11 protein-coding genes are annotated in these 15,082 nt (G+C 46.4%); 4 read left to right on the forward strand and 7 right to left on the reverse strand.

Translation table 11 applies throughout. The features are described 5' to 3' along the window. Nucleotides 1–55 precede the first annotated feature (55 nt). A complete protein-coding gene (locus H8K52_RS07775) occupies nt 56–2,314 on the forward strand; it encodes an NHL domain-containing protein (RefSeq protein WP_246464370.1) in 2,259 nt (752 codons plus the stop codon). A gap of 179 nt (nt 2,315–2,493) precedes the next feature. Here H8K52_RS07775 and H8K52_RS07780 read toward each other — a convergent pair whose 3' ends face one another. Next, complete coding sequence (locus tag H8K52_RS07780) at nt 2,494–2,922, reverse strand: hypothetical protein (protein WP_222613723.1); 429 nt, start codon at nt 2,920–2,922, stop codon at nt 2,494–2,496. Between the two features lie 13 nt (nt 2,923–2,935). After that, nucleotides 2,936–3,532 carry a DUF4124 domain-containing protein gene (locus tag H8K52_RS07785; protein ID WP_186922332.1) on the reverse strand — a complete coding sequence of 199 codons (597 nt, stop codon included), beginning with the start codon at nt 3,530–3,532 and terminating at the stop codon, nt 2,936–2,938. A 170-nt stretch (nt 3,533–3,702) separates the two neighbouring features. Here H8K52_RS07785 and H8K52_RS07790 point away from each other — a divergent pair, with 170 nt between their 5' ends. Continuing rightward, nucleotides 3,703–4,149 (forward strand): nuclear transport factor 2 family protein, encoded by a 447-nt coding sequence (locus H8K52_RS07790; RefSeq protein WP_186922333.1) that lies wholly within the window; start codon nt 3,703–3,705, stop codon nt 4,147–4,149. A 131-nt stretch (nt 4,150–4,280) separates the two neighbouring features. Here the strand turns inward: H8K52_RS07790 and H8K52_RS07795 are convergent, their stop codons facing one another. Beyond that, nucleotides 4,281–5,981 (reverse strand): alkaline phosphatase D family protein, encoded by a 1,701-nt coding sequence (locus H8K52_RS07795; RefSeq protein ID WP_186922334.1) that lies wholly within the window; start codon nt 5,979–5,981, stop codon nt 4,281–4,283. A gap of 289 nt (nt 5,982–6,270) precedes the next feature. On the opposite strand from H8K52_RS07795, the gene H8K52_RS07800 reads away from it, so the two are divergent. Next, a complete protein-coding gene (locus tag H8K52_RS07800) occupies nt 6,271–7,305 on the forward strand; it encodes a M14 family zinc carboxypeptidase (RefSeq protein ID WP_186922335.1) in 1,035 nt (344 codons plus the stop codon). A 10-nt stretch (nt 7,306–7,315) separates the two neighbouring features. Beyond that, a complete protein-coding gene (locus tag H8K52_RS07805) occupies nt 7,316–8,098 on the forward strand; it encodes an alpha/beta fold hydrolase (protein WP_186922336.1) in 783 nt (260 codons plus the stop codon). Nucleotides 8,099–8,113: 15 nt separating this feature from the next. On the opposite strand, the gene H8K52_RS07810 is transcribed toward H8K52_RS07805, so the two are convergent. The 4 genes from H8K52_RS07810 to H8K52_RS07825 all read right to left on the reverse strand — a co-directional run bounded on the left by H8K52_RS07810 (nt 8,114) and on the right by H8K52_RS07825 (nt 14,914). Beyond that, entirely contained in the window at nt 8,114–8,401 is a 288-nt protein-coding gene (locus H8K52_RS07810) for a DUF1203 domain-containing protein (RefSeq protein ID WP_186922337.1), read from the reverse strand. Between the two features lie 84 nt (nt 8,402–8,485). Continuing rightward, nucleotides 8,486–11,593, reverse strand: a complete 3,108-nt coding sequence (locus H8K52_RS07815) for an outer membrane beta-barrel protein (protein ID WP_186922338.1) — start codon at nt 11,591–11,593, stop codon at nt 8,486–8,488. A 1,117-nt stretch (nt 11,594–12,710) separates the two neighbouring features. Beyond that, nucleotides 12,711–13,766: a serine hydrolase domain-containing protein gene (locus H8K52_RS07820; RefSeq protein ID WP_343044149.1), complete on the reverse strand. Its 1,056-nt coding sequence runs from the start codon at nt 13,764–13,766 to the stop codon at nt 12,711–12,713. Then, nucleotides 13,763–14,914, reverse strand: coding sequence for a nuclear transport factor 2 family protein (locus H8K52_RS07825; protein WP_186922340.1), 1,152 nt, complete (start codon nt 14,912–14,914; stop codon nt 13,763–13,765). Before H8K52_RS07825 ends, H8K52_RS07820 begins: the two co-directional genes overlap by 4 nt. Between the last annotated feature and the right edge of the window lie 168 nt (nt 14,915–15,082).

A 15,082-nucleotide genomic window follows, 5' to 3' on the forward strand; every position in this document is an offset into this window, starting at 1 on the left:
CTAGTGACTAAGCAGCAACCAGTCTTCGCTAACTTTTTACGGACCAAAATTGCAAATGAAATCCATACGACTAACTTTCCCTCAACGTTTAGCCAGTATTGTCGCGGCATTCTTATTAAGTGCCTGCGGTGGCGGTGGCAGCGGTGGTTCGCCCACCCCTGCCAATCCAACCCCCATCATCAACATGAGCATGTCGACTAGTACGGCATTTACTGGACAGACGACCACCCTCACCTGGTCAGCTAGCAATGCCAGCTCGTGTACCGGCAGTGGCAATTGGAGTGGCACTCAGGCGACTAGTGGCAGTTTGACTGTCAATGCAACGCAAGTGGGCGAATTGTCATATAGCTTAAATTGCAGCGGCGCTGGCGGCAGTGCGACGCAAACATCAAAACTCGCAGTCACCCAATCACCGTTGACTTTAATTGCGGGCAATATTGGGGGGCCTGGCAGTGCGGATGGTATTGGTGGCAATGCACGATTTGATACACCAATCGGAATCGCCCGTGACAAGAGTGGGAATTTATTCGTAACAGATAAATATAATCACACGATCAGAAAAATTACCCCCTCTGGACTTGTGAGTACATTTGCAGGTCAAGTTGCGATACCTGGATCCGCCGACGGTGAGGCGGGCAAGGCTCTATTTAACGAACCGAATGGCATCACAATCGATGCCAGCGACAATTTATATGTCGCAGATAATGTGAATCACCTCATACGTAAAATTAGCCCCGCTGGTGTTGTTACCACGCTTGCAGGCAAAGCATTAGAGCTTGGCAAAGCGGATGGAACCAGCTCTGCAGCACGTTTCAACTCGCCTGCAGATATCGCAATCGATAATCAAGGAAATCTTATCATCGCGGATCAATTCAACAGCCTCATTCGAAAAATTTCTAGCACCGGACAAGTCACGACATTAGCAGGCAATCCAAATTCATCCGGTTTCGCTGATGGACCGGCCAAATCTGCCATGTTTAGACTCCCAGTGGGTATCGCAATTGATCGCAACAATACTGTGTACGTCGCAGATACTTACAACAATATGATTCGAAAAATTGACACGAATGGAAATGTCACATCCATCAAACCAAGCGTAGGTCAAATCGAACAACCTACTTATCTCAAGGTCATGAGCAATGGCGATATCATTTTTTCGGAACAACAAAGTCATTTACTTAAAAAACTCACACCGGACAATCGAGTAAGCATTTTGGCCGGTCAGGAAAATATTGCAGGAAGCGATAATGGCCCAGCATCTTCAGCAAAATTCAATTCACCTAGGGGGATTGCCACAGACGATAATGGAAATTTCTATTTGGCCGATAATTCGACGATTCGGAAAATCACCGCGAATGGTGAAGTCAGTACCATAGCAGGGAGTGGTTCCATTGTTGGAAGTACCGACGGTATCGGGAATGCTGCTAGATTTTATAATCCTAAATCGATTGTCACAGATCGAAGTGGTAATATTTTTGTTGCGGATATGAGCAATCATGTCATCCGCAAAATTTCAACAAACGGACAAGTAAGCCTTTTCGCTGGCACAGTAAGAAAGGCTGGGGAAATTGACGGGGCGGGAAATATCGCAAGATTCGAATATCCACTGGCGCTTGCCATCGATAGTAGTGACAACTTGTATGTTACAGGCAACAATGACTTTGTCAGAAAAATCACTCCGCAAGGAATGGTCAGTAGCATCATTTCAAGCTGGGCAAACAATAGAAATTACGAAGTTAAAATCAGTACTTCTGAAGGTATCGTAATCGACAACAATGGCAATTTGTTTATATCAGCATCATCAAAAGGCGTGATCTACAAAGTCACGCCCTCAGGTGCGACCACTGAAGTGGCAGGTGGTGAATTCGGCAATCAGGACGGAACTGGAACAAGCGCCAAGTTTAACTATCCGGGCGGCATGGTTCAGGACATCTCGGGGAATCTATATGTTGCCGACATCCTCAATCACAACATCAGAAAAATTACGCCAAGTGGCGTGGTAACGACGCTGGCTGGTTCTAGCATAGGTCTAGTCGGGACAAAGGATGGTGTGGGCCTCGCCGCGAGCTTCAACTATCCAACCAGACTTGCCATCGACAAAGCAGGAAACATTTTTGTTACAGACACAGGCAATCGCACCATCCGAAAAATTACGCCAGACGGTTCAGTTAGCACTGTCGCAGGAACTGCAACGCTCGGCAACTTGCTTCCTTACTCAATAAAAACACTTGGGAATGTATGGGGGATCACCTTTGACAACGCAGGAAAATTTTATGTAGCGATGGACCAAGGAGTGTTTCAGCTGCATTTTTAATATTTGCATGCAGATATTCATCAAATAGAGAAATGAAAAACAAGGGCAAAATAGAACACAGCGCCCTTGTTTTTCCTATCACTGCACAGCACTGCACTACATTGCAAGATCGGTGTGGTTTTATGACTTACATGCAAACACATGCAGCGTCTAAATTGGTTTGATCGTCATCATAGACATCAAGGACTTTTCCGTTTTTCACGCAATAATGCGATTCGCGCGGCGACAAATTCCACCTCCTCTGGCCTGTCACAAGATTGAATAATCGGCGCCCGCTCAGAACCATATGCAACCACGAGATAGGTTTTACCAAGAGCGACCGTGGTGCCGCATTCTGCACTGGTCAGTGGTGTTGACACCAACACCGATCCACTGTTCTTGCCCTTGAAATTTTCTTGAACTTCAAAACGGAAAGTGCGCTGCGCCAGCTTGATCGTTGGCATGCCGGTGGCGACAACTTTGCCAATAAAAACTAAGCGTCCGTCTTGTAACATCGCATCAACGATTTGCTGCTCACTCCGCAAATTGCTTGGGCAGGAGCAAGCGCCACTGGTGCTGCTCAAAAATAAGGCCGCCAACAACGCAGTTATTCGCAATTGACCGATCATCAAGAACTCTCGCCTAGAAATCGCCAGGTCCCGCTTTTAACACAGTACCGTCGATATTCGCTCTCAGCATCTCGCCTTTCCCTTTCCATGCAAAAGGTTCACAGCGGTCATTCGCCGGATTGGTTCGGCTAAGCGAACAATCAAAGCCGGTACCAGTACAATTGGCGCGAATCTGTTCTAGTAAATTGCGCTGTTTGCTCATACCTTTCGACAAATTTTCCCCTGTGATTTGAATCAACGCAGCTTCTTTGGCGAGGCCACTACATTTCTGAATTCGCTCGGCGGGTAATCCCTGAAAAGCTTGAGCTACCGATTTGCCTTCTGCCGAAGCATTCGAACCAGACTGTTTATTCTCTGTCGGCTTACTGGCACTACTTGCTGATGCCGCCTCAACCAATACATCATTGCCTGCAATTTTCTTACTCTTGGTTGGCGCCATAGTCGCATCACCATAATGCACTTTGCCATTCGCGTCAGTCCATTTGTAAACGCCTTGCGCATAGCTCAGATTTAAAAAACTTGGGATAGTGATCAGCACAAGGAAGAAATGACGCCAATTAGACTGATGTTGGCTTGAACAATTCGCAGCTAGACTCTCAAATGTTTTCATGGCGCAGTAATTTATCAAACAAGAAATTAAATAATGAATTAACACTATACACAAGAAGGTTCTAACCTGGCACAGTTCTCTGCTGGATTTCAATATGAAGAACCAAACGCAATGGATTCTGTCCAATCCTCGATCCAATTTCAATCAAGCCTAATCAGGAGTCGTGCATCATGAAATTTATCACCCTTCTCGCGGCAGCCCTATTCGCTAACACCGCCAGTGCAGCCAATCATACCGACCCAGCGACCATCGCCGCCATCGAGGCGACTTGCTTTGACTATATTGATGGACAATTAGAAGCAAATCCGCAACGCGTTGCGCGCTCGCTGCATCCGGATCTGGCAAAGCGTGCGGTGATTGGTGATACACCGGACGAACGCCTTGGACTACGTCGTATGTCAAAAGAAGAATTGGTGGCATTGACCAAACAAGGCGCCCTTAAAACACCAGTCGAGCAATGGAATCGTAGCTGCAAGGTACTGGATGTCAGCGAGACCGCTGCCTCCGTTCGACTAGAGACACCATGGTTTATCGACTACTTTCATATGGGACGCTTTGGTGATCGTTGGATCATTGTGAATGCGCTTTGGTATAGCAAACCTAAGCTAGTCAAGTAAATAGAGCCGCAAAATTTAAGCGTATCTTATTCACTGTCGAGGAGGCATCGTCGCACGATGTCTCCTCTTAAGACGATTTCAAACATCCCGAATCTAGCGCACGTCTCAGCTCGCAAGATCCCCTAGTGACTTCAGACCGCTAGTAACTTGCGATTCGCCTTGCCTGGCAAGACCTTAAGCGTTTTACCACTGACGACGCTATATGTTTTCGCTTTTACCGTATTCACATAACGCCACTCGGAACGGGTTTCCGTTGGCGTTGCTGTGACGATCATAAAGCCACGGCTCTTAGTTTCTGCGTACACCAGAGGTCCGACTATTTGCTCTAAACCTGCCGCGACCTTGGCCGGATCCTCTTTCGCAAAGACTTCTTCAAATCCTGGGGAGGTCACTGAAGTTACGCCAAATTCAACACCGATGGCATTGCCGCTCAAGTCGCTCAAATCACTAGCCCAGGTATTGTGCGTATCGCCTGCCAAAGCAATCAAATTTTTGTCCAGATTTTTTGCCGTAGCAAAGACGGTTTCGCGGGCGACCACGTAGCCGTCCCAAGCATCAAGGTTGTAAGGAATCGCGGGCTGCGCAAGAATCGTCTTTTCTGCCACGGTCAATGCCGCTGGCGCAAGCTGAGCTTTGCCAAGCAGTGTGGTGTAGTCTGAGAAACTGATTTGTCCTAGCACCAATGGCGCTGGAATATTCATTCGCGCCATCAGCACTTGTTGGCCGAGAATTTGCCAAGTAGCGCTTGATTTTGCTAGCTGCAATTGCAACCAAGTGGTCTGCTCTGCCCCCATCAATTGACGCGCTGGATTACTCATATCGGTGGTAAATTTCACGGCATCGAATGCCCCATTCGTACCCATATAATTGGCATACGAGAGTTGCTTATCACGACCAATCAGACGCGTATCTAACATGTGTAAGGCGACCAAACTGCCGAAATCAAAGGAACGATAAATACGATCATTCTTGGCTGCGTCTGGCAAACGAATTGGCATCCATTCGTTATAAGCTTGCAGTGCTGCCGCACGACGAGCGCTAAATGGACCTTCGCTTGCTGGGTCATGATTCTCAGCACCGCCTATCCAAGTGTCATTGGCGAATTCGTGATCGTCCCATACCGTGATGAAAGGATGCTTGGCGTGTACCGCTTGCAAATCCGCGTCGCCACGATAAATCGCATAACGGCTGCGATAATCGCTCAATGTGACGATTTCCGTCTTTGGCTCAACTAGACGATTGAGACTAGCAGCATCCTGTGAAGCGTAACCATCGCGTGGGTATTCATAAATGTAGTCGCCCAGATGAATCACGGCATCGAGCTCGGTTAGCTTGGCGACTTCAGCATATACATGGAAATAGCCAGCAGGATAATTGGAACAAGTTACGACGGCTAATTTAACCTGTTGCACACTGCCAATCGGCAAGGTCTTAGTACGACCGACCGGCGAGAGGCGACTGTCAAAGTTAAAACGATAGAAGTACACCGTATTCGCACTCAAGCCGCTGACATCGACTTTCGCAGTAAAGTCACGACTTGCACCGGTCACGATACTGCCCGACTTCACAACTTTAGTGAATTGATCATCACTGGCGACTTGCCATGTCAACTCAAAATCTCTGCCATCATAATTGCTCGACGGTGTCACACGTGTCCAAATGATGACGCGATCACTGAGTGGATCGCCACTGGCAATCCCATGTTCGAAAGTCGCATAAACGGGAGCGATACCAGCACCACCACAAGCACTTAGAGCCAGTGTGGTAGAGGCCGCTGCTGTGGTTGCGGCAAAGTTGCGGATAAATTGACGACGGGTATTTGGGGTTTTCATGGGCAGCCCTTGAGTGGTAAAGCCCTTGATACTATGAATTGATTATTACTCACTAATGACGACTTCTAGAAGAAGTCCTCGAATCCGCTACATGAATTAGCGAAATGTAATCGCCGCCTTTACTGCCTTTCCATGAAAGTTAAAGGTCGTTCGAGATTGAGGAAAATCATGACTTGTTGCGCACTTGCCTTGCTTTCACCAGTCGACTGCACTAGCATGATCGACTTACGCTAATTCCGCGAAGCAATTACCATCCTACCTCCGCAAATCTCTGAAAGTCTGCATCAACATGCCTGCACTACCAGAATTACAAGAACTCGAGCGACTCATACAATTGGGGAAACACCATCTCGAAGTCAATATTACTTGCGAGGTTCAAGTCAGGCACAAGTGTTTTCCGGTATATCAATTAGCACTCGGCAATCCAGATCCTAAGATTCCGGCGATCGGTTTTTTCGGTGGCATTCATGGCTTAGAGCGCATCGGTACCCAAGTGCTACTCAGCTATTTGCGCGGCTTGTTATCACAGTTAGTCTGGGATAACAGTTTGCAAGCCCTATTGCAGCATGTGCGGTTGGTGTTTATGCCACTGGTGAATCCGGGTGGTATGTGGAAATCAACGCGCGCCAATCCGAATGGCGTTGATCTCATGCGCAATGCCCCCGTCGAAGCCCACGGCAAAGTGCCTTTTCTGTTAGGCGGACATCGCATCAGCCCACGTCTGCCTTGGTATCGTGGCAGTATCGATGCGGAGATGGAAATTGAAAATCAAGCCTTGTGCAAAGTCGTCCGAGAACAACTCCTCAGCCGGCAATTTAGTATGGCAATTGATTGTCACTCGGGCTTTGGTTTGGTCGATAGAGTCTGGTTCCCACACGCCCACAGCCAACATCCGATTCCTCATCTGGCGGATATTCTTAGGCTAGAAGAATTGTTTCAAGAAACCCATCCGCATCACCGCTATCTATTTGAACCACAAAGTTTGCAATATCAAACCCATGGCGATATCTGGGACTACTTATATTTGCATCATCAAGAGCAAAACAAAACAAGCCTTACTACAACAATACCAAACACATTTTTGCCATTAACTTTAGAGATGGGCTCATGGCTGTGGGTGAAGAAAAATCCCCGCCAATTATTCTCGCGACATGGCATGTTCAATCCTACCGCCGAACATCGCTTGCACAGAGTGTTACGACGTCACGCCTCTTGGCTAGATTTTTTAGTCAGAGCCAGTTGCGGCTATCAAAACTGGCTCAGCACAGGACCCCAACGCTGTCGCTTGCAAGAGCGCGCCGTAGCACGTTGGTATCGCGCATGAGGTCGGCACAATGACGACTTGGGTGTTATTACGCGGCCTCATGCGTGAATCTCGTCACTGGGGCGACTTTCCACATCAACTGCAGCGAGTCATCGGTGATGAGGACATCATCTGCATCGATTTTCCCGGGAATGGCCCTCTCAACAAGCAACAAAGCCTCGCCAGCGTGCCTGAAATGGCTAAGCACTGCCAGCAGCAATTGCAGGCCAAGGGCTTGCCGCCGCCCTATCACGTGTTGGCGATTTCACTTGGTGCCATGGTCGCAGTCTCCTGGGCAGAATCGTTCCCCGACGACATCAAATCCTTAGTCATGATCAACACAAGTCTGGCACCGCACAATCCGTTTTATGAACGATTGCGTCCTCAGAACTATCCGCGTTTACTCCGTACCTTAATGTTCGGCAACACGCAAAAACGTGAGTCATTAATTCTGCAGTTGACCAGTCGTTTGACCGACAAAAAAACAGCCAGTACAGTGATTGACCAATGGGTACATTACGCGCGGGAGTATCCAATTTCGCGCAAGAATATTCTGCGACAACTACGGGCTGCATCGCAATTTCAAGCGCCTGAACGTCCCCCCACCTCAGCTATTCTGATGCTAGCAGGGCGACAAGATCAACTGGTGGATATGCATTGTTCGCAAACCTTAGCCGATAAATGGCAAGTGAATTTACGAATCCACGACAAGGCCGGCCACGACTTACCCTTAGATGATGCGCAATGGGTGATTACTGCCATCCAGGAATGGCGCAGAGATGTCTTTAGTGACAAAGATTTTGACGTGGCCTAAGCAAAGAAAAAATGCTCAAGAAGACACGCGCTCAATACGGCATGCGTAACAACCGTAAGTAGGGAATCTGACGAAGACGAATTCAACTTCCTGCTTAGCCAACAAACTTTGCAAATCATCTTCGCATTGCAGCGGCGTAGTAAGACAGGCGTCAACGATACGCTCTTGCGCCGAATAGGCACGTAGAACGAATTGTTGTCCAAGGTAATGCTGCGCTATGACCCCCGGTAGGTGCTGGGGACGCACTTGCGTATTCTGATATTCATGTTCATGGGCACGAATAAAAATCGGACCATATTCCATAAAAAAAAGCTTCTCAATTTCTTGAGAAGCCTTTCTTTTAGCGTACGCTAGAAAACCAATTTATTTTCGTTTTACAGAAATCAATTAGAAGTCGTAGCGTGCGGAGATACGAGTCGAACGAGGTGACTGATATGCGGTTGGTAGACCGTAATTTTTACTAATACGTCCAGCTGTTTGCGTATCGCGACTATAGTCCTTGAACTCATTGATCGTTTGCTCAGTTTGGAAGTTAAATAGATTATAAATTGTTCCAGAAATTGTCAACAGTCCGCTTTCGAGTTTCAATTTATAGTTCACGCTTAAATCAAATGATTTGGTCCAAGGTAAAGTGCCCAGAGAACCGCGCTGCACTAAAGAGCTTTGCGCCATTTGCTTTTTAGGGTCGCGCGTATCGGGTGCGAATTCGCCATTGAGACAGTAATAACTGTAGCCATAGCTACCGGCGCCGCCTTTAGTCGTCCCATCCGCACCGTAGAAATCAAACGCTGCGTTTGGCATACCTGGGCGTGGTACATTGCCTAAGCAAGATATTGGTCGTCCTGAGACTAAGCTGGCGTTCAAGCCAATGGAGAAGCGGTCATTGAGCGCATAAGTACCAAAGGCTTTGAGTGAGTGAGTACGTTGGTTAGGCGTTGGACCATAAATACCATCCGTGCCTGATGCAAAGTCAAATTCTGAGGTCACACCTGGATCCGTCTGATCATTATTGGAGCTCACATAGCCTTCGGAGGTGCCAAGATTTCTGGAGTAAGTATAGGAAGAAGACATACCCCATTTTCCGTCAAAAGGACGATCTAAGCTAAATTGTATATCGTCGTACTTACGTTCGAATTTAGCGAGACGAATATAGCTATTCGGAATCGTCACCGGTATTAATTTACCATCGTTTGCGGCGTCAACATTGATGTTCAAATCACGACCTGGATTCATGATGACACAAGTTGCTAGCGTGTTAGGATTAAACTTGGTATAGCCTTTGTCCTTCATGAATTGACCGATACCAGTGGAACCACAGAAGTCATCCATACCATCGGTGATTTGACGATGCATGTATTTCACACCAACAGACCATTCTTTTGTGAGTGCTTGTTGGAAGCCAAGAATATATTCGTACTGTGACATTGGGCGCAATTTACTATCTGCGACCGTCTCAGGTACAGGTGTCATTTCACTACCAGTAATGCCAGCGGCACCGATTTCAGGGCCAAGATTGAGTGGCGCAGCTGTTCTTGGGTCTTTGCCCTTAAATGTGTAGAAGCGATGGAAAGTCCATTCGGCACGTGAGGCACGGATATTCGTGTTGGACGAAATTGGAATGTAATAGCGACCTACATTACCGAAGATTTTGGTTGCACCATCTCCAAATACGTTCCATGCCGCACCAAGACGTGGCGCTAGAAGATTGTCGGCTTTTGCAAAGCTCTTCCCAATGGCGTTCTTGTTGTCAAATGATTCCCAGCGTAAGCCCGTATTTAGCAAAATATCTTTACTGATGCTCCACGAGTCTTCAATGAATTTAGCGGTATTAATAACATCATAAACGCCAGAGCTACTACCATCATCACGGACGCGGACATACTCTTCATTTGGTTTTAAAAGACCGAATACGTTGTTGGCCGTACCATTTTTATCCGCCGCGTAGTACCGATAGTAGACGCCACCACTATTGTTTTGCGATGTGCCGGCCTGAGCGGAAGTGAATTTTTGTGCATCGTAACCCGCTCTGATCGTATGCGATTTCCAAGTGTATTCTAAATCAAGGCGACCAGATTTGCGTTCGTCATAATCACGGGGAATTTTTGCATCACGTTCCGCACCATTATTATTCGGGTCGTAACATCCCATAGGATTCAAATTGACATCCAATACCCAAGGACAATCACGTCCGTTTCGGTTTGGATTGGTTCTGAGTTCACGGATGTTTTTTACACGCCCCAATTGTCCAGAGATATTGAAATTATCACTCAAATAGCCAGTGTACTTGAACATCTCAGCATCAGACTTTGAATCAAAAGTCTGATGATCCGCTGCGCCTATATGGCTTGTAGCATATTCATTTGGGATGACATTACCTTTATCGTCACGCACTAGATTGGTGTAAATATTGGAGTAGCGATCAGAATTATTCACTAAGCCAGTAAATTCTAGCCTGTGATCCTGGGTGATATTGAAATCAAGTTTAAGTACACCACTCGGTGCGTTAGTTTTACCTTGAGTGCTAGTTTGGCGTCCATAAGTATCAGAATGACTGATACGACTGGCGATTAAACCGAAGATAAAAAGCTTATCCTTGATAATGGGTCCACCTAAATACACATTGCCGGTCAAGGAGTCGGCGGTATTGTCGCGATTGAAACCACCCGTGATATACCGAGTCGGGGTGGTTTGGGGTTTGCCAGTGACTGGATCATTGTAAAGTTCGTTATCGATGATATTTTTTGGTTTTTTACTGAAGAAATTGTTTGGGCTGTAGTACACAGAAGCACCACCCTGCCAAGTGTTCGTACCGCTTTTGGTGGTCAATGCCACCACACCACCCAAAGAACGACCAAACTGTGCGCCATAGCCACCTGTTTTCACTTGTTGTTCAGCAATCGCCTCAAATGGAAGATTGATGTACGTTGTAAATGTACGAAGATTGGTGACATCAAAACCATTAATGTAATAGGCATTTTCAGCCACAGACGCGCCACCAATTGCAGCCAAACCACCTAAGCCTGGTGAACCTTGTACTGTGCCTGGCGCCAGCAAAGAAACAGAGGTCGTATCGCGTGAGACCGGCAGAGCTTGGATTTGTTTCGCAGTGAAAATCGCGTTCGATTCCGTTGAGCTCATGTCAATGGCTGAGCGGGTACGGGAACCCGTGATGACGACGTTCGTGGCACTGGATAAGGAAACTTCAACACCAGAACCAGAAACTACGTCAACTTCCTTTTTCAATGCGCCTGACGATAAGGAATAGCGACCAGGCTGCAATTTAGGAAGGCGATAGCTTCCATCTACCTCCGCGTGGATTTGACGAGAAACGCCAGTGTCAACATTGGTAACGGTGATGAGTGCTTTTGATTCCGCACGACCATAAATTGAACCTTCAGAATTTTGTGCTAATGCGCCAGAAACGAAGCAAAAACTCACTGCAATTGATATGGCCGAGCGCTTAAATGTAAGCTTGTTAAAAATTAATTTCTTCATAACATCCCTTATTGTTTTAATGTGTGCCCATGCGGAAATTTAGCAAAAAAATAGCTTAAAAATACGCAGCTGTGAGTTTAATCTAGAAAATTAATTTTCAATATATCAATCAAAGCCTATTTTTTTTAAGTTTTACTTGTGTCATGTTTGGCTAAAAGTTCAACCTATTTACAATATATTTTTAGGTCTAGAAATTGCGCTGGTTTCATAGGGAAAATGATGCCTGTTGGTGCGTCAACTTATAAAATTGACACTCACTCACAAATAAAAACTAGATGAAATATTAAGATAAAATTGTTGTAAATTGTCCACGGGACGTCGTGTTTTTCTGTTGATGCAAGCGCGTAAATTGCCAGCGTTGATCGGGCAGATCAAGAGCGCTTGTTGCAGGTGTTTGAAATTCGTGCACAAGACCACTCTTTTCGATAAAAAAGCGACATGCCAAAGGGGATCAACTTATCTATCTTTGCCCTAAACCACAATCAGGTGGCAAAAAGGGAACGAAGATTCTCACCCCACTCGAATTGATAGCCAAAACGCCGCATTAGTATCCCCACGTACGCATAGACACCGTTACTTTGGCGTGTTAGCGCCCAATTCACCATTAAGGGAAGCGATCACAGCACTTGCGACAGATACTCCCATCATCACCGTGTCTGCACGACCCGAACCAGAAGAAGATACAAACAACGCTAAACGCTCCCCCCCCCCTCGCTATCTGTGTGCGATGCTGAATAAGCGCATTTATCAAGCTTTTCCGCTACTGTGTTCACTCCGCAGTGGAGAAATAAGGCTCATTGCGGCGACTAACGATGAAGCCGTAATCAGAAAAATACTGGTGTATCTAGGAGAGCCACATGATCCACCCAGATTCGCCCTCGCCATGAACCGCCTTTATGGGATACTTGTGACGAAGCGAGTAAAGACCCGTTTGATGCTCAGATAGGCGAGGTATTTGAGGGTGATCTTATTTGGGATGAGGGACATCAAAGGATTCGGACGCTAAATTTCAGACGACGAAACAGTGTCAACCAAAGACCGAAAAATTTGAGTTAAGCTAGCCAAGGTCTGTTGGCACAGGTATCAAGCATTTCCGTCAATCTTACACCGTACACTGTCAAGGAAGCTCGTCTGCCATAGTAAGTAACTGATTCACTATCGCATCCAAACCAGGTCGCTGCACAGTGGGAATAAACATGGCGTTCGCTAACAAAATCAATGTCATCTTCTTTTGTGGCACTTGCCGATAGGCCGTAGCCATGCCGCCAGTAAATCCATATGTCGCCACACCGTTCAATTCAATCAAATCCCAGCCATGAGCGAAATTTCTGGGCTTCGCATACACAAAAGGCTGGCGTAATTTAACTAAGCCGGAGGCTGAAAGTAAGGCGCCCGCATCCAATTTCTTATTCCAATCGAGAAAAGCATTCATACTCAAACTCAAACCAGCCGCAGCGTAATTGTAGTGAGGAAAATGCCAATTGCGCTTGGTCAACTTGTCGCCCGCATTGTTATATCCCGAAGCAAAATTAGGCATAACCGCGAGATGATTTCCTTCAAAAAATGCAGAGGTTTGTGTTCCTGAAAACTGCGTTTCCATGATGTAGGCACTCAGAGTTTGACCAATTATCTTTTGAAAAATACGATTGAGTAACCAATAATTCGTTTGATTGTAATCAAACTGAGCGCCGGGTTTAAATAGAATCGCCTGCGCATACACCGCTTGCTGTGCCTCGGCTTCAGGCAAATTCTCATACATGACGATATCGGGCAAACCGGATGAATGACTGAGTAAATGTTCGATTTTTACCTCGCGCCAAGCCTCGGGCAAGTCGGTCAAAAAATCCACCAGCTTGTTATCCAACGATAATTTCCCTTGCTCTATCAATCGATGCACTGCGACCACAGAGAAAATCTTGGTACTGGAAAATAGAGGAAACACGGTGTCATCTGAAACAGGCATAGAAAATTCTAAATTTGCCAGCCCATAATTACCTCGGTGTATAAGCTTGCCATCTCTGACTATCGCCAATGTTAGACCGGGTATGTGATGCAACTGCTGTATCTGTTTCACATAACGATCGATTTCGTTCTCGGTTTGAGAACGAGCATGAGGCATACTGAATAACAGTAAGCAGAGAAAGCAAACTCGCGCTAAACAGATCAACATCATTTCTTCTCATCGAGTAAGCGAATCACCGCTTCCGCCACTGCAACCGAAGATTCCCAATTCATCCCAGTCACCAGACGTCCATCGACCTCAATATGACTTGAACCATTTGCGCCAGAGGTGAATTTTCCTTTGCGTTGCTTAATCGTCGTTTCTAGCGAAAAAGGGTAGGCCTTGAAAATGGGCGATTGTTGATTCAGGTAGCGATCCGGAAAACTGGTCAGTACCTTATCACTCAGTAAAAATGTTCCATCACGCTGTTTCAAATTACTAATGCCTTGCGTACCCTGGCAAATCGCTGCAATCACACCGCCTTGCTGCTCATAAATCTGCATGGCAATCGCTTGTATAGCCGGATTATCGGCAATCTCAATAATGGCGGAACCGCCACCGATATAATTAATGGCAGCATAATCCTTCGCCGCGATCTCGGTGGGATGTTTGGTATGCGCCAGCGCCCACATAAAATCACGGTCATAGAGATGCTGCCTCTGCACCGTATCTGAGGTATTGATCATTTCCAAAGGGACAGAACCACCCTGCTGGCTGACGAAATCAACGGCATAACCCGCTTTGATAAAGGTCTGATACGCGTACGCTAGCTCGGGGAAATTATTCCCTGTATTCACCGAGGTGCCAGGATATTGCTGCGCATTAGACACGACAAACAAAATCTTACGGCCGTGCTGTGGTGTATTTTCTCGAATCGCCGACTTACTAATGATTTGCCAGGTACCTTGAATTTTCTTGAGTAAAAATACATCGACAAAGCGTATACCTGGCTTCAGCAGTAAGATTTCTGCTTTCGCTGTGGCGACGTCGCCCGTCACCTCCATACTAATTAAGCGGCCAATTCGCCCATTGAATTCCCCTTTCTTTTCTGCGGGGAAAAGTTGCGAGTACTCCAACGCACCCATTTCGCGCAAGGCATCGTCTTTGCCGGGCAAATATAAACGAGCATTGAAGTAAAAAGCTTTGTTGATCTGGCTTTGATCGTTATAACTGGTTCCATTCAAATACCAGTGTATGGCTTGTTTAATGCCTTTTTCTTCCTCATTATCAGCCACTAGAGACGTAGCGAGACTCCGGTCGACTACCGAAAACCAACAACAAAACATAAAAAGAAACCGTACCAAGAAAATTTGATTCATCACTTCACCTTAATCCGAAAAATATTTGTTCATTAATTATTGAAATACAAATCGGTATTCAGAGAGAACTGAAATTCGAAAACGTCAAAAGCGCAGCGGCTATGAACACCTGTTTTGCAGATGCTCAATGTAAGATAGGTAGGGAGGTTTGCGGTTCCAAACCATGAT

The organism is Affinundibacterium seohonense (assembly GCF_014284305.1).
GTDB lineage: Bacteria > Pseudomonadota > Gammaproteobacteria > Burkholderiales > Burkholderiaceae_D > Undibacterium > Undibacterium seohonense.

Excerpts from the sequence above, each read along its gene's own strand:
- H8K52_RS07775 (WP_246464370.1), top strand. The coding sequence starts at position 56 with ATGAAATCCATACGACTAACTTTCCCTCAACGTTTAGCCAGTATTGTC.
- H8K52_RS07780 (WP_222613723.1), bottom strand. The coding sequence starts at position 2,922 with ATGATCGGTCAATTGCGAATAACTGCGTTGTTGGCGGCCTTATTTTTG.
- H8K52_RS07785 (WP_186922332.1), bottom strand. The coding sequence starts at position 3,532 with ATGAAAACATTTGAGAGTCTAGCTGCGAATTGTTCAAGCCAACATCAG.
- H8K52_RS07790 (WP_186922333.1), top strand. The coding sequence starts at position 3,703 with ATGAAATTTATCACCCTTCTCGCGGCAGCCCTATTCGCTAACACCGCC.
- H8K52_RS07795 (WP_186922334.1), bottom strand. The coding sequence starts at position 5,981 with ATGAAAACCCCAAATACCCGTCGTCAATTTATCCGCAACTTTGCCGCA.
- H8K52_RS07800 (WP_186922335.1), top strand. The coding sequence starts at position 6,271 with ATGCCTGCACTACCAGAATTACAAGAACTCGAGCGACTCATACAATTG.
- H8K52_RS07805 (WP_186922336.1), top strand. The coding sequence starts at position 7,316 with ATGACGACTTGGGTGTTATTACGCGGCCTCATGCGTGAATCTCGTCAC.
- H8K52_RS07810 (WP_186922337.1), bottom strand. The coding sequence starts at position 8,401 with ATGGAATATGGTCCGATTTTTATTCGTGCCCATGAACATGAATATCAG.
- H8K52_RS07815 (WP_186922338.1), bottom strand. The coding sequence starts at position 11,593 with ATGAAGAAATTAATTTTTAACAAGCTTACATTTAAGCGCTCGGCCATA.
- H8K52_RS07820 (WP_343044149.1), bottom strand. The coding sequence starts at position 13,766 with ATGATGTTGATCTGTTTAGCGCGAGTTTGCTTTCTCTGCTTACTGTTA.
- H8K52_RS07825 (WP_186922340.1), bottom strand. The coding sequence starts at position 14,914 with ATGAATCAAATTTTCTTGGTACGGTTTCTTTTTATGTTTTGTTGTTGG.